This is a genomic window from Chryseobacterium geocarposphaerae, from assembly GCF_002797535.1.
Taxonomy (GTDB): domain Bacteria; phylum Bacteroidota; class Bacteroidia; order Flavobacteriales; family Weeksellaceae; genus Chryseobacterium; species Chryseobacterium geocarposphaerae.
Genome location: NZ_PGFD01000002.1, coordinates 567,130 through 590,470, shown reverse-complemented (window position 1 = coordinate 590,470; position 23,341 = coordinate 567,130). Strand labels below are relative to the sequence as shown.

The 23,341-nt window shown below is 33.3% G+C and carries 22 protein-coding genes; 5 read left to right on the top strand and 17 right to left on the bottom strand.

Translation table 11 applies throughout. The features are described from left to right. Window positions 1-7: 7 nt before the first annotated feature. Genes CLV73_RS14325 through CLV73_RS14315 form a run of 3 tightly spaced genes read right to left on the bottom strand, consistent with a single transcriptional unit; the run spans window position 8 to window position 1,727 of the window. Window positions 8-517 (bottom strand): hypothetical protein, encoded by a 510-nt coding sequence (locus CLV73_RS14325; protein ID WP_100377555.1) that lies wholly within the window; start codon window positions 515-517, stop codon window positions 8-10. Between the two features lie 8 nt (window positions 518-525). Next, window positions 526-1,158, bottom strand: coding sequence for a hypothetical protein (locus CLV73_RS14320; protein ID WP_228424382.1), 633 nt, complete (start codon window positions 1,156-1,158; stop codon window positions 526-528). A gap of 17 nt (window positions 1,159-1,175) precedes the next feature. After that, window positions 1,176-1,727 (bottom strand): RNA polymerase sigma factor, encoded by a 552-nt coding sequence (locus CLV73_RS14315; protein WP_100377554.1) that lies wholly within the window; start codon window positions 1,725-1,727, stop codon window positions 1,176-1,178. Window positions 1,728-1,906: 179 nt separating this feature from the next. On the opposite strand from CLV73_RS14315, the gene CLV73_RS14310 reads away from it, so the two are divergent. From CLV73_RS14310 to porW, 4 genes are all read left to right on the top strand, one after another. Next, the gene (locus CLV73_RS14310) at window positions 1,907-2,656 is read left to right on the top strand and encodes a Rossmann-like and DUF2520 domain-containing protein (protein WP_100377553.1); all 750 of its coding nucleotides are present in this window, start codon (window positions 1,907-1,909) and stop codon (window positions 2,654-2,656) included. Window positions 2,657-2,743: 87 nt separating this feature from the next. Beyond that, a complete protein-coding gene (locus CLV73_RS14305; RefSeq protein WP_100377552.1) occupies window positions 2,744-3,262 on the top strand; it encodes a KdsC family phosphatase in 519 nt (172 codons plus the stop codon). 9 nt (window positions 3,263-3,271) lie between these two features. Continuing rightward, on the top strand, window positions 3,272-3,826 hold the full coding sequence (locus tag CLV73_RS14300; RefSeq protein WP_100377551.1) for a Maf family protein: 555 nt from the start codon (window positions 3,272-3,274) through the stop codon (window positions 3,824-3,826). Between the two features lie 86 nt (window positions 3,827-3,912). Further along, window positions 3,913-6,441, top strand: a complete 2,529-nt coding sequence (gene porW, locus CLV73_RS14295) for a type IX secretion system periplasmic lipoprotein PorW/SprE (protein ID WP_228424380.1) — start codon at window positions 3,913-3,915, stop codon at window positions 6,439-6,441. 18 nt (window positions 6,442-6,459) lie between these two features. On the opposite strand, the gene tsaB is transcribed toward porW, so the two are convergent. The 10 genes from tsaB to CLV73_RS14250 form a co-directional block, all read right to left on the bottom strand. Further along, window positions 6,460-7,140: a tRNA (adenosine(37)-N6)-threonylcarbamoyltransferase complex dimerization subunit type 1 TsaB gene (tsaB, locus tag CLV73_RS14290; protein WP_100377550.1), complete on the bottom strand. Its 681-nt coding sequence runs from the start codon at window positions 7,138-7,140 to the stop codon at window positions 6,460-6,462. A gap of 77 nt (window positions 7,141-7,217) precedes the next feature. Then, window positions 7,218-7,967 carry an SDR family NAD(P)-dependent oxidoreductase gene (locus tag CLV73_RS14285; RefSeq protein WP_100377549.1) on the bottom strand — a complete coding sequence of 250 codons (750 nt, stop codon included), beginning with the start codon at window positions 7,965-7,967 and terminating at the stop codon, window positions 7,218-7,220. Window positions 7,968-8,002: 35 nt separating this feature from the next. Further along, window positions 8,003-8,374 carry a YraN family protein gene (locus CLV73_RS14280; protein WP_100377548.1) on the bottom strand — a complete coding sequence of 124 codons (372 nt, stop codon included), beginning with the start codon at window positions 8,372-8,374 and terminating at the stop codon, window positions 8,003-8,005. Between the two features lie 23 nt (window positions 8,375-8,397). Beyond that, a complete protein-coding gene (locus tag CLV73_RS14275) occupies window positions 8,398-9,327 on the bottom strand; it encodes a S66 peptidase family protein (RefSeq protein WP_100377547.1) in 930 nt (309 codons plus the stop codon). Next, entirely contained in the window at window positions 9,324-10,010 is a 687-nt protein-coding gene (locus CLV73_RS14270) for a LysE family translocator (protein WP_100377546.1), read from the bottom strand. The genes CLV73_RS14275 and CLV73_RS14270 overlap by 4 nt, the downstream gene beginning before the upstream one ends. A gap of 190 nt (window positions 10,011-10,200) precedes the next feature. Beyond that, window positions 10,201-10,500, bottom strand: coding sequence for a hypothetical protein (locus CLV73_RS14265; RefSeq protein WP_100377545.1), 300 nt, complete (start codon window positions 10,498-10,500; stop codon window positions 10,201-10,203). 4 nt (window positions 10,501-10,504) lie between these two features. After that, complete coding sequence (locus CLV73_RS18945) at window positions 10,505-10,666, bottom strand: hypothetical protein (protein WP_157798807.1); 162 nt, start codon at window positions 10,664-10,666, stop codon at window positions 10,505-10,507. A gap of 130 nt (window positions 10,667-10,796) precedes the next feature. After that, window positions 10,797-12,950, bottom strand: coding sequence for a ribonuclease R (rnr, locus tag CLV73_RS14260; protein WP_100377544.1), 2,154 nt, complete (start codon window positions 12,948-12,950; stop codon window positions 10,797-10,799). A gap of 337 nt (window positions 12,951-13,287) precedes the next feature. After that, the gene (gene rpiB / locus CLV73_RS14255; RefSeq protein ID WP_100377543.1) at window positions 13,288-13,722 is read right to left on the bottom strand and encodes a ribose 5-phosphate isomerase B; all 435 of its coding nucleotides are present in this window, start codon (window positions 13,720-13,722) and stop codon (window positions 13,288-13,290) included. 8 nt (window positions 13,723-13,730) lie between these two features. Continuing rightward, a complete protein-coding gene (locus tag CLV73_RS14250) occupies window positions 13,731-15,305 on the bottom strand; it encodes a DUF4139 domain-containing protein (RefSeq protein WP_100377542.1) in 1,575 nt (524 codons plus the stop codon). A 618-nt stretch (window positions 15,306-15,923) separates the two neighbouring features. Here CLV73_RS14250 and CLV73_RS14245 point away from each other — a divergent pair. Further along, a complete protein-coding gene (locus tag CLV73_RS14245) occupies window positions 15,924-17,114 on the top strand; it encodes a phosphoglycerate kinase (protein ID WP_100377541.1) in 1,191 nt (396 codons plus the stop codon). A 738-nt stretch (window positions 17,115-17,852) separates the two neighbouring features. On the opposite strand, the gene CLV73_RS14240 is transcribed toward CLV73_RS14245, so the two are convergent. From CLV73_RS14240 to CLV73_RS14225, 4 genes are all read right to left on the bottom strand, one after another. Continuing rightward, window positions 17,853-18,674 (bottom strand): class I SAM-dependent methyltransferase, encoded by an 822-nt coding sequence (locus CLV73_RS14240; protein WP_100377540.1) that lies wholly within the window; start codon window positions 18,672-18,674, stop codon window positions 17,853-17,855. 113 nt (window positions 18,675-18,787) lie between these two features. Next, entirely contained in the window at window positions 18,788-20,650 is a 1,863-nt protein-coding gene (mnmG, locus tag CLV73_RS14235) for a tRNA uridine-5-carboxymethylaminomethyl(34) synthesis enzyme MnmG (RefSeq protein ID WP_100377539.1), read from the bottom strand. Window positions 20,651-20,755: 105 nt separating this feature from the next. Beyond that, the gene (gene ybeY, locus CLV73_RS14230; protein ID WP_100377538.1) at window positions 20,756-21,175 is read right to left on the bottom strand and encodes an rRNA maturation RNase YbeY; all 420 of its coding nucleotides are present in this window, start codon (window positions 21,173-21,175) and stop codon (window positions 20,756-20,758) included. Window positions 21,176-21,180: 5 nt separating this feature from the next. Beyond that, a complete protein-coding gene (locus CLV73_RS14225) occupies window positions 21,181-23,340 on the bottom strand; it encodes a patatin-like phospholipase family protein (RefSeq protein WP_100377537.1) in 2,160 nt (719 codons plus the stop codon). Window position 23,341 lies beyond the last annotated feature (1 nt).

Sequence of the window (23,341 nt, the reverse complement as noted above, 5' to 3'; positions counted from 1 at the left end):
TAAACTATTATGGGGTTTGCTTAGGTCTTGAATTATTATCGTTTCCGTGCGGTTTTCTTTCATTCATCTTATCTCTCATCATTCCCTCAGATTGAAACAATTTCAAAACTTTTTGGCAAGGAATTACTTGTTGCATTTTTTCTGCATACTTTTTTCTATTATCCAATAGCTTCTGCCCTACTTCAAAACTCTGTTGAAGTTTAGCTTTCGCTTCCTCATCAGATAAGGCTTCAGGATCAAAATTAGAATTAAACTGACTCTTTATCTGTCTCTGGCTATCCAGATATTCATTATAAATCTCCGTAAATTCGGTTTTATCACTCGGGTCAATATTCAGATTTTCCATCACCATATTATTCCTGAACTTGGTAAGAAGTGCTTTTCTTTCTTCAGGAGAAAGATTATTGATAACTTCCTTCCTCTGTTTGGGATCCATTTTTTTCCAGTCATAGTCTGTCCTTTGTGCATTTAAGACAAAACTATAAATGATAAAAAGTGTAAATAATATCTTTTTCATCCTTTCTTTTAATTATATAAATCCAAATAAACATCCTGAGTGGAATTACTTGCCAGTTCTGATATTTCAGAATTGGTAAATGATTCCAAGTACTCGTTCATTTGTGTTTCATTATGTTTCGAAACAGGCTTTACGATTTGAGATTTTGTTTTTTCATCTCCGTTGCTGTTATCCTGAACATAAGAATTTTTATTATTCTGATCTCCAGTTATTTGATTATTATTTTCAACAGAAGTTAAATCAGATTTTAGAGTTTCATAAGCGAGTTCGCTTTCTGTTTTAGGTTCCTGGTTATTCATAGCATATGCTGCCTGGGAATTCTCTTTTTCTTTTGAATCATTATTATTAAAAACAAAAGTCATCCCAAAAATCAATGCTAATGACGCCGCCGCCGCATAAGCCCAATTTAAATTTAATTTAAAAACAGGTGCTTTTTTAGCAGGTGACATATTATTCAATACATTCTCCTGAATATTTGCAAACAGATTTTCAGGAATTGTATAAATATTTTTGCGTTCTAATTTTTCGAGATCAAAATCATTAATCCCGCTCAAAACCTTCCCCTGAATATTTTCAAATAAATTTTCAGGGACTTTATAAATGTTTTTACGTTCTAATTTTTCTAGATCAAAGTCTTTCATCTCAGTTTTTTAAGAAATTATCTTTCGTAATTTTCTTTAATATATTCTTCTATTTTTTGTTTGGCATAATGATAATTTGTTTTTAATGTTCCTACCGACATATCTACAATCTTAGATATTTCTTCGTAAGGCAAATCATCATAATACCGCATCATAAATACCAGTTTCTGCTTTTCTGGCAGACTCTGTATAGCATTCTGTAGCAATATTTGTATTTCTTCTGCGCTTCCTTCTGTATTGTCAGCAATAAGATTCTGCATATGGTATTCAGGATCTTCATCAGATTTCTGCATTTTCTTCAATTTATTTACCTGCTGTAATGCTTCGTTGGTAGCAATTCTGTACAGCCAAGTATACAATTGGCTATCGTTTTTGAACTGGTGAAAATTCTGATAAGCTTTAATAAAAGTCTCCTGCAAAGTGTCCTGAGCAAGATCTCCGTCCACAATAATTCTTCTTATGTGCCAATACAATCTACTTTGATAAGCATCCATCAGAGCACGAACTCCTTTTTCCTGAGTTCGTGAATCTTGCATCAACGAAATAATTTCCGCGTCTTTAATCTTCATAAGATGCTTTCACTGTTTTGGATTACAAAAATATCTAAAAGTTAAATTACTTATTCAATTTTTAGTCCAAATATCAAAAATAATATCAGAGAGGTATGTTTATTACCTTTATAAAGGAAATAAATTTTCTATAACATCCTTATCTTCTAAAACTAAACCTAAAACCTTATCTTTGTTTTATGCAAATTGTAATCATTGGTTCCGGAAATGTAGCCTATCATATGGCAAAAGCTTTTGTATTGAATAACACTCCATTAGCTCAGATTTTTGGCAGGAACGAAACAGAACTGAAAAAAATTTCTGAAGAATTAAAGGTTCCTTTTTCAACAGAAATTCTGGAAGATGCAGACTTATATATCATTTGTGTAAGTGATAATTCAGTGGAAGCCGTCTCTAAAATCATTATTAAAAAAGATTGCCTGGTTACCCATACTTCAGGATCATTGCCAAAAGAAATTTTAGCAGGGGAGTACAGAAAATCAAGCCTTTATCCGTTGCAAACGTTTTCAAAATCTAAAGAACTGGACTATTCCAATATTCCGTTTTTTGTAGAAGCTGAAAATGAAGAAGATAAAAAAACTTTGTTTGAAGTGGCTTCTAAAATCTCCCAAAAAGTAATGGAAAGCACCCATGAAAAAAGAAAATATATTCATTTAACAGCAGTTTTTGCCTGCAATTTTGTGAATCATCTTTTTTCAAGAGCCAAGGAAATTTCGGATTCCCAGGAAATTCCATTTGATTATTTTTTACCCTTAATTGATGAAACGGTACAGAAAATTCATGAAATTGATCCTCAATCTGCACAAACCGGTCCAGCGGTAAGAAACGATAGAAGAATTCTGGAACTGCATGAACAGTTACTAAAGGATGAAAGTCTGGAGATTTATAAAACAATGAATCATTCCATTCAGAAAATGTATAATTTATAGAAATGTTAAACTGTTGAGATACCAAGTTGATAATCGTTTTACAACCAAACATCTCAACAACTTAACGATTCAACAACTTAAAATAAAATGAGTTATAAAGAAAAACTAAAAAATATTAAGGCATTTGTTTTCGATGTAGACGGCGTTTTCACAGACGGAAGTGTGTATCTGATGCCCGGAGGAAATATGTGCAGGGTAATGAATGTATTAGATGGATATGCAGTCGTTAAAGCTCTAAAAAACAATTATTTAATAGGAGTAATCACAGGAGGGAATGATGAAATGGTAAAACACAGGATCAACTACCTTGGGATTGAAGATTATTACCCGAAATCTCATAACAAATTGGAGGATTTTGAAGATTTTAAAAAGAAATATCATCTTAAAAACGAGGAAATTTTGACGATGGGTGATGATTTACCCGATATTCATATCATGGAAAATTCTGCCATTGCAGCCTGTCCTGAAAATGCTGTTCCGGAAGTGAAAGCTGTTTCAGATTATATTTCTCCTATAAAAGGCGGAAGTGGAGCAGTACGGGATGTGATTGAGCAGGTAATGAAAGTTCAGGGGAAATGGCATGACGATAATACTCAATCTATTTAATTACTGAGAATGAAGATATTATTAGCATCACAATCTCCGAGAAGGAAAGAACTTTTATCAAACTTAGGCTTTGACTTTGAAGTGGTAAAAATTGACTGTGAAGAAATTGTTCCTGAGCATATTAAAGTAGGAGAGGCAGCAGGTTATCTGTCTGAATTAAAGGCAAGTGCATTCCGGAAGCTGGAAGAAAACGAAATTTTATTGACCGCAGATACTGTTGTAGCTATTGATAATCAGTTTCTTGGAAAACCACAAAATGAAGAGGATGCCACAAAAATGCTGCAGTTACTTTCCGGGAAAACACATCAGGTCTATACCGGAATTACGATTAAAACTTTAAATAATACAATCACTGAAACTGATGTTGCAGACGTTGAAATTGATGAATTGACAACTGATGAGATAAAATATTATATTCAGAATTACCATCCTTTCGATAAAGCAGGAAGCTATGGAATCCAGGAATGGCTTGGAATGGCAAAAATTAAAAAGATACATGGCAGCTTTTATACCATTATGGGACTTCCTACTCATTTGGTTTACAAAATTTTGAAAGAAATATAAAGAGTTTCAATATAAAATTTTATTATTTTTACAAAATCATCAAATCTGCTGATAATAAAATGCAGATTAGCGAGTTATATTGAATAATGAAAAAGAAAATTTTATTCCTTTTAACATCCTGTATCGTAATTTCTTGCGGAATGAAAGTCAAGAAGCCGGAACAACGATCCAAATTTTTAAAAGGTTTTTCCACATACTACAATACTCTTTTTAATGCTGAAGATGCATTAAATTCAGAGTTTGAAACCCGGGATAAAGCACATAAAGATAATTTTTATGCTCCTTATATTCCTATTCTTACCTATGAAGATCAGCCTTTAGGAAGTGATCTTGGTCAGTCTGCCGCATTTGCGGAAAATTCCATGAAAATGGGAGGAATAAATGGGAGAGGAGAAGGTAGCAGAACAGCACCTAATCAATCTCAGGGAATACCCGGAATGGCCGGGATACCTGGAAACCCGCAAGATCCCAATCAAGCACCTCCCAAAGGAGCAACTGCACTGGAAATTGCTGAAGCAAAAGCTTTAAAAGCTATCAATAAATATTCGGTCATTAAAAATGGGGAAGAAAAAAATAAAACCATTTTTGATGCTTACATGATTCTTGCACAATCCAGAATTTACCAGAATAAGTCTTTGGAAGCTCTTGATGCTCTGAACTATGTTTTTTCCAATATGAAAGGCGATAAAAGGCTTCCTTTAGCTTATATCTATCAAGGAGTTGCTTATTCGCAGATGAAAAACTACAATAAAGCTCATGAGATCTTTGCCAGACTTAAGGATGAGAAAATCAGTAAAGATTATCAGAAATTATTGACTATTTATCATTCTGAATCTCTTTTGGATGCAGGAAGGAAAGAAGAAGCAGTAAAGGAATTAGACCTTGCTTATGAAGTAAATACCAACAGGAAACTGAAAAGTAGAATTGCTTATTTGAGAGGACAGGTGTTAGAAAATCTGGGACAAAATGAAAAAGCAAGAGAGAGCTTCCTGGCAGCTTATAAATATGCCAATGACTTTGAATTTGAAGTAAAATCTCAGATTGCAGTAGCAAAAACCTTCAATGGAAAAGGAGATTACAGCGGTGCCAGAAAATATCTTGAAGACATCAGTAAAAAAGGGACGTATGCTTCCAGAAAAAATGAGTTTTATTATGCTTTAGGATTAATGGCTAACAAAGCCGGAAAAACAGATGAAGCTCAGCAGTTTTTCAGAAAATCTTTAAAGGAAAAAGTTTCAGATCAACAGCTTCGTGGATTGACTTATTACGAAATAGGAAAGGGATACCTAGATAAAAACGATTATATTGGAGCAGGGATTTATTATGATTCTGCACTAGCTGTAATGACTTACCAGCCTTCAAAAATTCTTTTACAGGATCAGTCGTCTTACATCAAAAAAATCTCTAAAAATTACTATCTGATCAAGAAAAATGACAGTATCATTGCTTTAGCTAAAATGAGCCCTGAGCAGAAAACCGATTTTTTCACAAAATATATTGCTAAAATAAAAGCAAAAGAAGAAAAAGAAGAACTGGAAAGAAGGCGTGCTGAAAGAAATAAAGGCTTTGATACCGGAGATTATAACTCTACTTCTATTTTTGCCAACAGTTCAAATTCTTTTGAGGATTTTGGTGTTGCCGCTAAAGGTTTTTATTTTGCCAATACTGGTACCGTAAGCAAAGGAACATCAGCGTTTAGACAGACTTGGGGAGACAGAGCTCTTTCTGATAACTGGCGTTATTCTAAGAAAATGGCAACTCTTGAAGATATGAAAAATGAGGCTTTGGGAACCACTTCTGTACCTAACCCGAGACGTTTTGAAACGGCTTATTATATTGAGCAAATTCCAAGTGATATAAGTCAATTGAAAAAGGATAGAGATACTGCTTCCTTGGGATTGGGGATTATGTACCAGAACTATTTTACCAATACTCCTTTAGCTACAAAAACATTATATGATCTGGTAGAGGTGAAACCTGAAGAAAAAGTAATGCTCCAAGCCTTGTATGAAATTTTTGCCATGAATTATGAAAAAAATCCGCAGGCAGCCGAAAGAGCAAAACAAATCCTTTTAACAGATTATCCTTATACTTCTTATGCAGAATTTGTCAGAAACCCTAAGAGCAATACCTTCGTAAAATCATCTGAAGATGTAGAAAACAAGTATAAAGAAGCATTTGCGCTGTATGAAGCCGAAAAATTTGCAGAAAGTAAGGCTATTTTAGATCAAGCCATACAGCAATATCCTAAAGATGCATTGATCCCTAAACTGTATCTTTTGAATGCTTTTAATTCAGGAAAAGCAAATGGAAAAGAGGTGATGATTCTTCAACTGGAGCAAATTGCCTTAAACTATACCAAAACCCCTGAAGGAATTAAAGCAAAGGAAATGCTTAATTACTTAAAAAGTGATATCAAGTTTCAGCCTACGGATAACAAGGGTAATGCGGTTCCACAAAATAAAATAAATAATAACGTTCCTCCTCAGCAACCTAACAATGCTCCTCAACAGATAGGAACATTGAATGAAGGAAGTAAACCTACAAAAAAACCAAATAATCGTCCGGGAATGCAGGCTCCCAATACAAGCCCGGTACCTGCAAAACCACAATAAAATAAAAAAGCGAAGAAATTAATCTTCGCTTTTCTTTTTCTTCACCCCATGAAAATCTTTAAGATAAAAAGGTTCAAAGTAAGCTATATCTTCAAATTCTTTTTTATTGATTTTCTCGAGGCTCTTTTTTATTAAATATTGAGCAGAAGGGTAGACGTCTTCCTTATAATCGGCATTAGAAAGCTGTAAAATTTCCTTTGCCTTTTTAGCTCCGTCTCCTACAAATACTATTTTTTTGTCTTTAAATTCTTCAAAAGATTGCTCATCTAAAATTTTGGCTTCCGTCTCAGAAATATTTTCTCCTGTTTTTCCGTCATAAACGGCCGTATAAACCTCCATTCTTCTGGCATCGATCAAAGGGATAATAAAATCATAGTTTTTGTCTAAAAAGGGCTCTATCATACTTTCTAAAGAATTCACAGCAACCAACGGAACCTTTAGTCCATAACAAAAACCTTTTGCTGAGGAAGCGCCAATTCTCAGCCCGGTATAGGAACCTGGACCTTTTCCTAGAGAAACAGCTTCGATGTCTTTCATAGAAATTCCGGCTCCTTCCAAAGCCCATTCCACAAAAGTATGGAGACTTTCAGACTGTTTATAATTATCGGAAACTTCCTCCGTAAGACACAGAAGCTTTTCGTCATCTGAGATTGCTACCGAGCAGTTTTTCGAAGAAGTTTCTAGATATAAAATTTTCATTTGTTCAGTATAGTAATTTAATTGTTCAGTGATTTATACACTAAACATTTCTGCAAATTTAAGCCAATATTTTGAGACTACTTTCTGTAAATCGTTCTTGGTTCTGCCTGAGCGGTCGGATAGATCGTCATATCTGAAATACACACATGCTTCGGAGCATTTACACAGTACGCAATAGAATCGGCTATATCTTCAGCTTTCAAAGGTTCATATCCTGCATAAACTGTTGCCGCTTTTTCAGTGTCTCCTTTAAATCTTACCATGGAAAAATCAGTTTCTACAGCTCCCGGCTGAATATTGGTCACTTTAATTCCGAATTCCGTTAATTCTATTCTCATTCCTTCAGAAATTACATCGACCGCTTTTTTGGTTGCACAATATACCACTCCGTTAGCATACGTTTGTCTGGCAGCTACAGAGCTTATATTTACAATATGCCCCGAATTTCTTTCCTTCATTCCCGGAATAATCATTTTGGAAACATATAAAAGACCTTTCACATTTCCGTCGATCATAGAATCCCAGTCATCAGTTTTTCCAGCCGAAAGAGGATCTAAACCGTGAGCATTTCCCGCATTGTTAATCAGAACATCAATGTTTTTCCATTCTGCAGGAAGCGAGCTGATTGCTGTTTCGACTTCTTCTAAATTCCTTACATCAAATTTTAAACTAAATATTTCGGTGAAATCAGATAATTCTGCTTTTACTGATTCTAAAACCTCAGATCTTCTTCCACAAATGATAATTCGGTTTCCCTGTTTAGCCAATAACTCTGCTGTAGATTTTCCTATTCCGGAAGTTGCTCCGGTTACTAATATTGTTTTCATTTTTTTGTAAAATGTATAAAAAATGCTTAATCCTTTTAGTTGGCATCGAATGCTTCAAAAGCATTTTCGATATGCTCTATATTTAAATTTCTTTTTTCGTCGGGAAGAACAGAAATAATATCAAATCTCACTTCCTGATCTCTATTAAATTCTTCTAAATAATGATTGGCTGCGGAAACAATCAACTTTATTTTGGTTTTAGTAACCGCTTCCTGAGGCAGCATAAAAGCATCCGTAGAACGCGCTTTTACTTCTGCGACAATAATTACATTATCTTTTTCAGCAATAATGTCAATTTCCGCTTTCTGAAACCTGAAATTTCTCACTAAGATTTTATAGCCGTTTTTCTGTAGATATTCAACAGCCAGATCTTCTGCTTTTTTTCCGAAATCGTTGTGAGTTGCCATATTCTATTTGAGAGTAAGAGAAATTAAAATTCAATCTTGACTTTATCAGCAACTTTCATTTTAATAGTGCTCCCAATAATCAACGGACGATTGTCTTTAATATGCCCATTCGGAAAACCAAAAACAACTGGGAAACTATATTTTGAAATTCTGTCTGAAATCAACTGATAGGCAAATTCATCAAAACTTTCTTCATATTGTTTGTTTTCTTTTTCATCGCCCATATTGGTCATTCCCCCAACAATCAGTCCTGAAATCTTATTAAAAACTCCGGCCAATTCCAGACTCATGATCATTCTGTCGAGCGCATAAAAGTTTTCTCCGATATCTTCAATGAAAAGAATTTTATATTTAAAATCAAAAGAATATTTGGTTCCCAAAAGCGCATAAATCAGGGCCAAATTACCCCCAACCAATTCTCCCTCAATATCTCCTTGTTTATTAAATTGATGTGTTTTTAAGCTATATTTTGGAGTCTTTCCTTTTAGAATATCAAAAATCAGATCATAGCTTTCTTCAGTTACTCCAAAGCTTGACGTTTTAATGGTTTGTCCATGAATAGAAGCAAAACCTTTCTTTAACAAATAACTTTGGATTACTGTGTTGTCAGAATAACCAATATACCATTTCGGATTTTTTGTAAAATTTTTAAGATCTAAACCCTGAATCAGATGCTGACAACCATATCCTCCTCTTGAGGCCCAGATTGCCGCTATTTCATTATCATTTAAAGCCCAGTTGATATCTTTTATTCTTTCCTGTTCCGTTCCGGCGTAATTGTACCCATTTGAAAATTTGGTGTAAAGATGTTCACCTAAAACAGGTTCATACCCTTTACTTTTAATCATTTCAATTCCTTTCTCCAATTGTGGAGCTTCTACCGCTCCTGCAGGAGAAATTACAGCTATTCTATCGCCTTTTTTAAGGGACTTTGGAAAGATCACTTTTGTCATTTGGATTTTTGATATTTTACTTCAGTTTTCTCTGCCTCTTCCAGTCGCTTATCGAACTGATTGAATTTTTTAAAGCTTTGTAAAAAAATAAAGAAACTGAATATAATAAGGATTCCGCCTACAATTCTTCTGATTTTATTCGCCAGTTTCTGGGTTAATTTATCGTGAAACTGTTTGGCTAAAAATATTTTGATAAGATCTATGAACAGGTAAGTGCCGATCACAATCCCGATGTATAAAATAAAATTGCCGGTATCCGGATATTGATTTCTTACCGAAATCACTGTTACCAGCCAGAAAAGGATAACTCCTACATTTAAAAGATTAAAGAAAAAACCATTAATAAACGTCTTGAAATAATTCTGATTAATGATTTTTTCTTCACCGGGAATATGCATTTTGGTTTTTGTAACCATCATTACAATTCCGTATACAAAGATAAGAATGGATGTAATTCTGTAAAAACCGGGATGTTTGTCGATCAGGGTTACAATATCTGCGCTCGCATAATAGGCTGCTAAAATACATAATAAGTCTGCAGAGATTACTCCTAAATCCAGTGCTAAAGCATGTTTAGGACCTCTGGAAAAGCTGGTTTCTATGAGTAGGAAAAAAATAGGTCCTATAAAAACCAGACTCAACATGAATCCTAATACAACAGCAGATAATATAAGTTCAAACATTCAGTATTTTTTTAAAATGAAAACTAAATTTCCATTTCATTTTATACAAATTTAAACTTTATGATTTAATTATTCAACTATCTTGAAGTCCAATAATTTTAGTACTACTCTATATCGAAAATACGTTTTGAATATTTACATTCTAAATAATATAGAAAAATCCTCGAACTTAAAGAACGAGGATATAAATTTACTTCTTAATTCGTTTGTTATATTCTTCCCAATCAAACTTAAAACCTAGGTTTTGAGTTACATAATCAAATATTTCATCAAAATTAGGCTCGTGCTCTTTGGCAAATTCATACCATTCTTTAGAAAATTCTGAATACTCATCCCCAAATGCTTCGCCTTGTGTTCGCATTCCTTTATGAGTACTTGCCAACCAATATCTTTTCTTTTCTTCCAAACTCATTTTGGGATATTTTTCGTTCCAAAATTTTTGTCGAGAATTCTCTATGTCTTCTATAAATTTATCAAAATCTGATTCCATATATTTATTTTTCTATTAATTCAAAATAATGTTTACCTCCTACTTCTTTGTATTCTTTGATTACAAGTTTTCTTCCTCTTAGTAATAATAATTCCTCTTTGTCATAACCCCTAATTTTAATCCCATCTGCAAAATCAGAAATTATGGGACCATTTTTAACTTCCATTTTTAAAAATACATTCTTTTTAGGTTTATCAAAAAAAGCTGCTTCAGTACTACTTCCACAAGATACGAAATCAAAAAGACCACAAATTGTGATCTTTCTTTTTTGATATATAATTTAAGATACTTGAATGTTATTCAACTATCTTAAAGTCTAACTGCTTTTGAATCAAATTAGCTTTTACCACTTTAATCTGAACCTGATCTCCCAGCTGGTATTTTTTTCCGTGTCTCATTCCATAAACAGCATGGGTTTTCGCATCAAACATATAAGAATCATCCACCAAATCTCTCAATTTGATCAAACCTTCTGCACCGTTTTCAGGAATCTCTACCCAGAAACCAAATTCTGCAACCCCGGAAATCACACCATTGAAAGTTTCTCCCAAATGTTTTTCCATGAATTTTACTTGCATAAACTTGATGGAATCTCTTTCTGCATCTGCTGCCAGTCTTTCCATGGAACTGCAGTGTTTTGCTTTTTCTTCCAGATCAGCTTTGTTTGGAGATTTCCCGCCATCAAGATAATGCTGCAACAATCTATGGGCAATCAAATCCGGATAACGACGGATAGGAGAGGTGAAGTGGGTATAATATTCAAAACCAAGACCGTAGTGGCCAATCGGTTCTGTAGAGTACACCGCCTTACTCATACTTCGCATCGCCAGTGTTTCGATCATATTTTCTTCCCCTTTTCCTTTCACATCATGTAACAATTTATTCAGAGATTCAGCAACTTTTTTAGTATTTGCTAAGTTCATTTTATAGCCGAAAGTGGAAACAAAATCTCTTAATGATTCTAGTTTTGCCGGATCCGGATCATCGTGAACCCTATAAATAAATGTATTCTGAGTAACATCTCCTTTTTTGTTTAAAGAAATAAACTCAGATACTTTTTTATTAGCCAGCAACATGAATTCTTCAATCAGGTGATTTGAATCTTTACTTATCTTAAAATAAACACCAATCGGTTCGTTGTTTTCATCCAGATTAAATCGGACTTCACTTCGGTCAAAAGTAATTGCTCCTTTTCTGATACGCTCTGCACGCATGATTTTTGCCAACCTATCCAGAACATTGATTTCTTCCTGCAGATCTCCCTGTTTTGTTTCAATTCTTTCCTGCGCTTCTTCATATGTAAATCTTCTGTCGGAATGAATCACCGTTCTTCCAAACCACTGCTTTTTAATTTCAGCATTGTCATTCAACTCAAAAACAGCAGAAAAGGTAAATTTATCTTCATGTGGACGAAGCGAGCAAACATCATTACTCAACACTTCCGGAAGCATCGGTACAACTCTGTCTACCAAATACACCGAAGTTGCTCTCTGATACGCTTCATCATCTAGAATAGTTCCCGGAACAACGTAATGAGAAACATCTGCAATATGCACTCCAATTTCCCAATTTCCGTTTTCTAATTTTCTGATTGACAAAGCATCATCAAAATCTTTTGCATCTTTCGGGTCAATCGTGAAAGTTGTAATTCCTCGCATATCCCAGCGTTTGGCAACTTCTTCATCGCTGATGCTTCTGTCAATTTTATCCGCATCTCTTTCTACTTCTTCAGGAAATTCATAAGGTAAACCATATTCTGCAAGAATAGAGTGAATTTCGGTTTCATGCTCTCCGGGAGCTCCCAAAACCTGAATGATTTCACCTTCCGGATTTTTATCTCCCGGTTTCCATTCTGTCATTTTTACAATCACTTTATCGCCGTCTTCAGCAACTCCGAATTTTCCTTTCGGTATAAAAATATCTGTATTAATAGTTTTTTTATCACAAACCACAAACCCAAAATCCTTATGAGGAACCACTTGTAAAGTTCCTACAAATTCAGTTCTTGTTCTTTCCAATACTTCCAGTACAGAGCCTTCAAGCTTTTTACCTTTATAAGTGTAAGTAACAATTAAAACTTTATCACCCTGCAACGCATCTTTCACATTTTTTGAATGGATAAAGATATCGTCATCTAAACCTTCAACATTTACATATGCATTTCCGGATTGATTGAAATCGATAATTCCGGTTAATGTTCCTTTTATATTGAGGTTGACGATATATTTTCCCTTTTCGGTTTCTTTGATTCTTTCGGAAGCCTGAAGTTTGTGTAAAGCCTGAATGACAAGCTCTCTCTGTCTTGGGTTTTTATAATCTATTCCATCGGCAATCTGCTTGTAATTATAGATTTTTGTGGAATTTTCATTCATAAAACGCAGGATTAATCTTCCGATCTCCTGTAGTTTATGATCATTTTTCTGACTTATATATTTTCTTTTTTTTGGCATATTAATTTTCTTATTAATTCATGATAGTCCTAATTTTCATTTAAAACTATTTTGAAATTATCATTACAATTCTGATAATTCTGGTATTCATTTTTAAATTTATTCTGTAATTCTACATCATCAATTTTCCTTCCAATCATTTATAATGGAAGTTTGATTTGTATAAAATTACTACAAATATTGGAGAAGAGGGGAGAAAACCTTCTATTAAATATTCTTTAATACTTAAAAAGGATTCTGTAGGAAATAATAGACTGGTAAATTCTATTGGGCATTGCAAAGATATAAAATAAAAAATAAATAAGGCTTGTAATATGATTTACAAGCCTTTATTGTTTTAGCAAACTGCAATTTTATCAACTCTGGTCTGATGTCTTCCCCCTTCAAAATCTGTAGAAAGAAATCTATTTGCAATTTCAATCGCTAGTTCTTTTGAAATGAATCTTGCTGGGATAGAAATCATATTAGCATCATTATGCTGTCTCGCCAACTCTGCAATTTCCGGCATCCAGCAAAGTGCACAACGGATTTTCTGATGTTTGTTAGCAGTGATTTGAACTCCATTTCCACTTCCACAAAGTAAGATTCCAAGTTCATTTTCTCCGTTTTCCACTGAAGTGGCAGCAGGATGTACAAAATCTGGGTAGTCAACACTGTCTGTAGAAAAAGTCCCGAAATCCTGAACTTCAAAGTTTTCTTCCAGATGCTTGATAAGGATCTGCTTGTATTCAAAACCTGCATGATCTGCTGCAATAGCAATTTTTCTTTTCATTTTTACTTTTATTTTATATCTACCGTAATTAAATCTTTTGGCAAAGTTACGTTAAATCCGAATTTAATCTTCTTAGTTTCATTAGGTTTTATGTTAAAATTCCAAATAATAAATCCTGAGCTTTTATCGTACGCCGCATTATCAGTATTTATTAATTCTATTTTTATATTTTCAGCTGTGGAAAGGGGAATCTGATCTTTCAATTCAAGGCTAATGGTAGTATCTTTATTATTTTTAACCGTAATTTCATAAGAATAGCTTTCAATTTTTTCTTTTTCACCTAAATCTTTAGTTTGTTTATTAATCAATTCTCTTTTTGTAAGGATATTAGAATCACTTCCAAGGCTGATCAACATTTCATTAGTAAGCTGACTGGTATCAATATTTACTGAACCAATTAACATGTCGTCCATAAAAATATCCGCGTTTCCCGGAAGAAAATTATATTTTGAATAATCTTTAATATATGCCAAAAGAAATGTTTTGTTTTCCAGCTTCGGAGTCGCAAAATATTTATAGCCTGTCGTTACATTAAATTCATTTATATCTTCAGAAACTTCAACATCTGTAGGAATGACGGTATCTTTATTTAAATTAATTTCAGTTTTCATAGTTTTCTGAGAAATTCTTGAATTACCGATAACAGCAACTTCCTGTATTGAGTTTGCTCTTTCATTATCGGAACTTTTTTCTCTTTGAAATGCCTGATTAGAAATATAATAATCTCTTTCTGTTCTTAAAAACCAACGATCAAGCTCATAAGGTTTATCTTCCGAGCTAAAGCTTCCGTTTATCAGTTTTATAGGTATATTTTTAAGCTCAAGACCAGTATTCTGCTGTATTTTCGCTTTGTACAAAATTTTTAACGGCGACTGGATTCCGTTTGATTTAATTACATAATAAGGATGCCAACTTGCACCCTGAATATTCTGATTTACTTCAAAATTTACATGTTGTTTTTTATCACTTGTCACCTGCAAAACAAGAATATTAGAAAGCCCTGAATTTTTCGAAGAAATGTTTCTTCTGTTTTCTAAAGCAGAGATTTTACTTTGAGTCGCATTAAGTTTGGCATTTAAAGAAGTTTCTTCAGTATAAAATTCTTTAAGTGTTTTCTGATTAAATTCTATCATTTTTAATATATCAGCAGAATTAGGACTTTGCAAACCTTGATTTTTCTGAACAATTCCTATTGAATTTCTGATTAAAGACAAGTCCTGTTCAATCTTTTTATAGGATTTTCTGTAAAATTCGATACTGTCATTTACAGCATCTGTATCATTGCTTTTTCCAATTTTATCTGAATATTGATAAGCATTATCATTATAAGATTCATATCGGATCAGTGTAATTTTCTTATCTGGTTTAAAAGAAGAAATGTCTATTCCTGAGTTTCTTCCAAACTCTTTAATTATGATATAATTCTTACCCGGAAATACATCAGCGGAAAAAGATTGCTTTACAATTCCGCCACTGTAATAGATTTTTGCCTCTTTTATTTTCGAGGTCGTTACAGTATAATTTTCCTGTCCAAAACACATGAAAACAGTTAAAAAAAGAACCAATACATTGATTTTCACCATATTTATATTTTTTATTTATCAAATTCAAAACTTATTCACGATTTGTTAGTTAAATTCTTATTAACTGTTAAAAGTATTGTGAATAAGTGTGGATAACTTTGTTAAAAATAATATTTTTTTTGTTCTTTAAAATTTGTAATGAAATTTGCTTCAAAAATTTTAACTCTAAATTTTCAAAAACTTTTTTCTAACTAATCTTTAGTTTTTCCATAAATCGGTTATTAATAAAGAGGATTGGGGAAAAGTTATTAATATTTGTTAGTAACGAAGTGAAAAATCACATTTACAGGAAATTATAATGTAAATAAAATGTGAATTGAATAAAAACTTCATGTTATCAAGTTTTAGCCAAAAAGTTATCCCCTAAACTCACATCACTCAACAACAATAGCGTATTCTTTTTTTTAAAAGAAAAAAAATTGTTGATTAGTAAATGTCGGGTTTGCGGGAAACTTTTCTGAAAACTTTTTTCGGCTTGCAGCTTTTCAAGAATTTTAAAATCTTACATTTGTGAAAAGAAAAATTCAACGTTGTTTATGAAATCAGCTCTTCAGAATTTCCCGAACGGGAGAAGTTCTGGAATGCAGGTATCATAACTATAGAAAATAAACAGTATATATGAAAACAATCAATGATTTCAATTTTAATGGTAAAAAGGCTCTGGTAAGGGTAGATTTTAATGTTCCTCAGGATGATCAGTTGAAAGTAACAGACAATACAAGAATAGTAGCTGTAAAACCTACGGTTGATAAAATTCTTAAGGACGGAGGATCTGTAATTTTAATGGCTCACTTGGGAAGACCAAAAGGTGAAGTTAAAGATGAATTTTCATTAAAACATATAGTAGATGAAGTTTCTAATGTTTTAGGACAGGAAGTTAAGTTTGTGGACGAATGTATAGGAGAGAAAGCTGAAAAAGCTTCCGCAGAGCTTCAACTTGGAGAGGTCCTTTTATTGGAAAACCTACGTTTTCATAATGAAGAGGAGAAAGGAGATGAAGCGTTTGCAGAACAACTTTCTAAATTAGGAGATGCTTATGTAAATGATGCTTTCGGAACAGCGCACAGAGCACATGCTTCTACAGCTGTAATTGCTAAATTCTTTCCTTCAACTAAATTTTTCGGTTTATTAATGGCTAAAGAGCTTCAGGCAATTGATAAAGTATTAAAAAGTGGTGAACGCCCTGTAACTGCGATACTTGGTGGATCCAAAGTTTCTACTAAAATTACAATTATAGAAAATATTTTACCAGCAGTTGATAATTTAATTATCGGTGGCGGAATGGCATTTACTTTCATTAAAGCTCTTGGTGGTAAGATCGGAACTTCTCTGGTTGAGGAAGATAAATTGCCTTTAGCTCTTGAGATTTTAGGAAAAGCTAAAGAACATAATGTAAAAGTATATCTTCCTTCTGATACTATCATCGCTGAAAGTTTCAGTAATGATGCTGAAAGAAAAGAAGTGGATATCTATGCTATTCCTGAAGGATGGATGGGATTGGATGCAGGTCCAAGATCAAGAGATCAGTTTAATGATGTACTTTTAAATTCAAGAACTATTCTGTGGAATGGACCGATCGGAGTTTTTGAAATGTCAAACTTTGCAGCAGGCACAGTTGCTCTAGGTGATAGTATTGCAGAATCTACGAGACAGGGAGCTTTTTCTTTAGTAGGAGGAGGTGACAGTGTTGCTTTCGTAAAGCAGTTTGGTTATGGTGACAAAGTAAGTTATGTTTCTACCGGAGGTGGAGCAATGCTTGAAAGTTTGGAAGGTTTAGAACTTCCTGGAGTTGCTGCAATTAATAACTAAAAAGAAAAAGATATATTATTGAAAGTCTGCTATTATAGCAGACTTTTGCTTTTTATCCCAAATTTACCAGAATTTCTTTGGCATGTCTTTACTTTTTGATGTTTGCTTTATACTAAAGATTATATTCTTGAAAATTTTTATACTTTCTCTGTTTGTCGTACTGTATTATTATTAATTTAATAAATCTATGCGATTCTCAGAGGCTTAGTTTGACTTATGAAAGTATCATTTTTTAAATTGAATTAAGTTTTCTATAAAACTAAAATATTTAAATTCTTTGGGTCTGTTCCACTGAACAATTATTAATTAAAAAAATCTGTAAGATTCTCAGAGACTTAGTTTAGACTCTTGATTATAGGTAGATATAATCTTCCTAATTTTCGAAAAAGCATAAAATTTAAAATTCTTAACATTTTTTTTAAAAATTATATTATTTTCTTTCTTCTGTATCGTATAGAAATTAATCAAAAATAATCTATGCGATTCTCAGGCTCTTAGTTATAGAAATGAAATTTTTTCTATTTCCATTATTTAGACTGTTATTAACATATTACCCATATTTTGAAATTAGGGTTTGGTTTTTCATTTTTTATATTTTTTGGAAAAATTTTAATTTGAAGATTGAGTAGGGGAATTGGCTAACAAAATAAAAAAACTCAGAAATTTTTCTGAGTTTTTTACTTTTTATACTAAATATATGAAAAATTGACCTTTAGAAATAGGCCAAAAATCGATTTTCTACTTTTTTTCGATAATATATATCAAACTTGAATATTCGTTCGAAAAAAGAGCTTTTACGTTAGAAATCGTTCCGTAGATTGTTGCTTTTAACCAAAAAAGAGGTGATTTTTTATATTTTTCGCTCAACATTGAGATATAGTATGAGTCGAGAACCAATGGTTTGATTTTTCTCATTTTCCAATTTGTTTTCTTAGCGATAAGATTTTCCATTCCTTTTTTTGAGAAATGATAGATGTGTCTTGGTACATCATAAGCTGCCCAATATTCCTTATAGTGTTTTGCATCGTAAGAAGTAGGGTTGGGAACAGCAATAATCAAAAGTCCTTTTTCCTTTAATTTACTATTAAAAATTTCAAGCATTTCATCCTGGTTTTCTATGTGCTCGAAAACATGCCAAAGCGTAATGGCATCCAAACTCTGATCTTCGATGGTATTAATATTATCGAAGATAGTTGCTTTTGAAATCTTATTTTTGGCAGCTTTTCTAGCATCGGAATCTGGTTCAAAACCGAACGTTTCAAAATCATTTTCTATAAATTTTACAAATTCTCCGGCACCACATCCATAATCCAATACTCTTGAGCCTTTCTTAATTCTGTCCAGAAGTATTGTTTTTTTATACTGTAAATTGAATGACTGTAAAAATTTATATAGCTTTTCTTTTAAGCTTCCTGAATCCTGATGATGGGAAATGTAATCTTCGCTTTCATAATATTTTGAAATATTCGATGGAATAGGGGAGGTCTTAAATACCCCTTTTGTTTCTGTTTCTTTAATTTCAAATATTTCCTGTGAAAGAAAATGATCTTTAATTTTCATTGAATTTTTTTCTTTAAATATAAAAATTAAGATATTCAGAGTTTATAATATGCTCATAAATACCTTAATTTTCGCCTTTATTTTATCTATGTTTCACGTGAAACATTTTATATTTAACGTCCTAAATAGACCAGTAAAACGTTTATATCGGCAGGTGAAACCCCACTGATTCTTCCTGCCTGTGCAATAGTTTTTGGTCTCACATTTGACATTTTTTGTTTGGCTTCGGCAGACAAACTTGAGATTTTTGTGTAATCAAAATCTTCAGGAATTTTGATGTTTTCCAAACGGTTTAGTTTGGCTACATTCTCTTTTTCTTTTTCTATATAACCTCTGTATTTAATATTTACTTCAGCCTGCTCTCTTACTTCGTCATCATAAGTAGAAGAAACCTCATTGATGAAGTCAATTCCATCTAGCTTTTCTAATGTCATATTAGGTCTTGTAAGGATTTGGGCAGCTCTGTAAGCCTGATCAACAGGACTACTTTCAATACTTTCAAGAATAGGATTAATCACTCCAGGTTTTAAAGAAGTTTCTCGAAGGAAGTTCTCAAGTTCCTCACTTTTAGCTACTTTTTCGTTTACTCTTTGTAATCTGTCTTCTTTTGCCAAACCTAAATCAAAAGCCTTCTGAGTAAGTCTGATATCTGCATTATCCTGTCTTAAAAGAAGTCGGTATTCAGCTCTTGAGGTAAACATTCTGTAAGGTTCTTCCGTACCTTTTGTAATCAGATCATCAATTAAAACCCCAATATAAGCTTCATCTCTATTCAGGATAAACTCATCCTTTTCTTTTACTTTATTGTGAGCATTGATCCCTGCAATAAGACCTTGTCCAGCCGCTTCTTCATATCCAGTTGTACCATTAATCTGCCCAGCAAAGTATAAATTATCGATCAATTTTGTCTCTAAGGTATGCTTTAATTGAGTAGGAGGGAAGTAATCATATTCAATAGCATAGCCAGGACGGAATACTTTTACATTCTCAAATCCCGGAATATGTTTCATTGCTTTGATCTGTACATCTTCAGGAAGTGATGAACTGAATCCATTTACATAGATTTCTACAGTTCTCCAGCCTTCCGGTTCTACGAATAACTGATGTCTGTTTCTCTCTGCAAAACGGTTGATTTTATCTTCAATACTCGGACAATATCTTGGTCCTAAACTTTGAATAGTACCATTGAACATAGGGCTTCTGTCGAATCCTTCACGTAAAATATCGTGTACCGTTTCGTTTGTATAAACAATATGGCAACTTAATTGTTTGGTTAACTTAGGAGTATCTAAATAGCTGAATTTTTGAGGGTTTTTATCTCCTTTCTGTTCTTCCATTTTAGAATAATCCAGGCTTCTTCCGTCTACTCTCGGTGGAGTACCTGTCTTCATTCTTCCGGCTTCGAAGCCTAAAGAAACTAACTGTTCAGTAATACCAAAAGCTCTTGGTTCACCCATTCTTCCACCTCCTAGCTGTTTATCTCCAACATGGATCAAACCATTAAGAAAAGTACCGTTTGTAAGTACTACTGAGCGTCCTTTTATCTCAATTCCTAATGAAGTAATAACTCCTACTACCTTGTTATTCTCTATAATAAGCTGTTTTACCATATCCTGAAAAAAATCAAGATTTGGAGTATTTTCTAATGCTAAACGCCATTCCTCTGCGAAAAGCATTCTGTCGTTCTGTGTTCTTGGGGACCACATTGCGGGTCCTTTGGAAAGGTTTAGCATTTTGAACTGTATGGCAGATTTGTCTGCTACAATCCCTGAATAACCTCCCATTGCATCGATTTCCCTTACAATTTGTCCTTTTGCGATTCCTCCCATCGCAGGGTTGCAGCTCATCTGTCCAATTGTCTGCATATTCATTGTTATAAGCAGAGTCTTTGAACCCAGATTGGCTGCTGCAGCTGCTGCTTCACATCCTGCGTGACCGGCACCAACTACGATTACATCATATATTTCTGATATCATTTTTTATTGCTTGTTTTAAGCCTTAAATTTTAATCTTCTCTATAAATGTTTCACGTGAAACATTGTTTAAAAATACGCGCTAAAATAGCTTGTATTGCGGTTTCTTTAGCTTTGTTTATAATTGTATTTTGCTAAATAATGATCTTCTTTTCCCCGCATTCCTTTTTCTTCTTCTTCAGTTTTATCCTTGTATCCGCAAAGATGAAGTATACCGTGAGCTAAAACTCTTCTCAGCTCTTCTTCATAATCTTTGGATAGAGTAGAAGCGTTATCTGAAATGCGCTGCAAAGATACGAAAATCTCTCCGTTTATTGTTTTGCCTTTCACATAGTCGAAAGTAATGATATCTGTATAGTAATCATGTTGTAAATAATCCTGGTTTACTTTCAATAAATATTCGTCGTCACAGAAGATATAATTGATTTCGCCAAGTTTTTTTCCTTCTGAAAGAATAATGTCTTCCAGCCAATTTTTATAATCTGTATTTACAGATTCCGGTAAGTTTTCGTAAAAGAATTGTATCATTGTTTTTAAAACCAGTGTCCCAAAATTACACTGAATATGCCTTTTTGATTATTTTTAAGTGAATGGCTAAAATTAATTTTTATCTGTCCGAAAGGAGATTTATAACCTGCTGTAATTCCCAGTGAACTGTAATTTAACTTTACAGCGTCTTCGAAACTAATATCATTGGATAGATTTGCAAAAGAGAAATTTCCACTGACGAAGTAGTTTTTATTAAACTTAAACTGGACATCGTTGGAAATTAAAATTAAATTATTGGTATTCAGCTGAGCAAAATTAAAACCTGCAAAGCTTTTAAAATTAACTACATTTTGTTCGAAAATGCCCCCTAATCTGTATTGATAGAATTGAGGAAGGTTTTCTCCAATTGTAATTCCTCCATATAAATTAAGACGATAACTGAAATATTTTGTTAAAGGGATATTGAGTCTGATGTCTGCTTTTATCTGAACCAGTCTTTTATCGACTTCAGATTTTAATAAGTCGATAACTTTACCTTCGGCGTTGATATAAATTCCGCGGGTAGGAAAGTCTTTATCATTCTGGGTATCGCTTTTTAAAAAGATGTAAGGATTGAGGAATCGGTTATACCTTTTATTTGTACCATTCGATTCTGCTTCGAAATAATCGTGGCTTAACCCTCCTCCGATCGCGAATTTATCTTTCCAGATTGATTGGATGTATATTTCATTTCGGAGCCATTCCCATTTGTCTATATCGTAATTATTAATATCTCTTAGTGTGAAGCTCATTCCGGATGAATAAATTCCTAAGCCGGGAATATAGCCGTTATCTATAAAATAGTTTAAGTAATATCTTGGCTGGTCTCCTACAATCACATCCAATGATAAATTGGTGTTTTTAAAAAGAAGCCGTTTGGCTGAATAATTTAAGAGTAATCCTGTTTTGAAAATTTCGTCATAGTGAAGTCCGAATTTCAAGAAATGGCGACTTTCATCTTCTGTTACGTATAGCTTAAGATAATTGGCATCGTTTTCAGGAACGATATCATAATTGATGAAACGGTAATTATTGGTGGCAACAAGCTTATCAATTTTTTTGTTGACACTTCCGTAAGTTTCCAGAGAGGGGAGCCGTAGTCCCATTTTTCCCAGAACATAGTTTTTACCGTATATTTTCCCTCCATCTATGGAAACGCTGTCAATCTTATAAACGTTGGAATAAATGGGGTTTATTTGCTGTCTGAGACGTTCAAATGGACGTTTGGGTAATTGATCCAGGATATTTACATATTTAAGTCCTTCCACATAGCCGCTATCAAGAATTTTTTTCTTATCATCATAGCTTGTGGCGGTCATTCCTTTCAGATCAGGTTTAATATTAATATCCGTGTATTTATACTGTCTTCTGGTATCTTTTTTAATACCGAAATCGATGACCTGATTTAAAATCGCTATAATATTGTTTAAATCCTCTCTTTTTGATAGATCTTGGTTAAGATCCACGCCGATTACAATATCGATTCCTTTGTCCTTTAAAGGCTTTGAAGGATAGTTTACACTCATGGCTCCATCTATATAAATGCTGTCACCTATTTTTACAGGATCCATTAAAGATGGAAAGGCTGAACTTGCCATTATTGATTGTACGAGATCTCCTTTTTCAAAAATCTGCATATTTCCGCTTTCGAGATTGGTGGCAACACACATAAAAGGAATCGGAAGTTTGGAAAAATCATCAATATTCGAAACGTTCTTAAAAAGTTCTTTCAGTAAGTAAACATTTTTTTGTCCCGTACTGATGGAAGACGGAAGAGTGATTTTTCCGTTTTTTAAAGGAATGGATAAAAGATATTTATCTACGGATTTGTTATAAAAAGTAGTTTCCTGACGTTTTGCTTTAGGATCCATGATCAATGAATAGAAATCTGTATCCATCACGATCTTTTCAATCTCTTTTCCGGAATATCCGGAAGCGTATAGTCCTCCTACAATGGCTCCCATACTGGTTCCGGCAATATAATCTACTTTTACTCCCAAAGAATCCAATACTTTAAGTACTCCCACATGAGAAAATCCTTTAGCTCCGCCACCAGCAAGGGAAAGTCCAATTCTTGGATTCTTCGGAATCACTAAATCTTTCTTGATCTGAGACTGAAACAAAATCAGCTGAAATGCAAATAAAATGATCAGGATTTTTCGCATA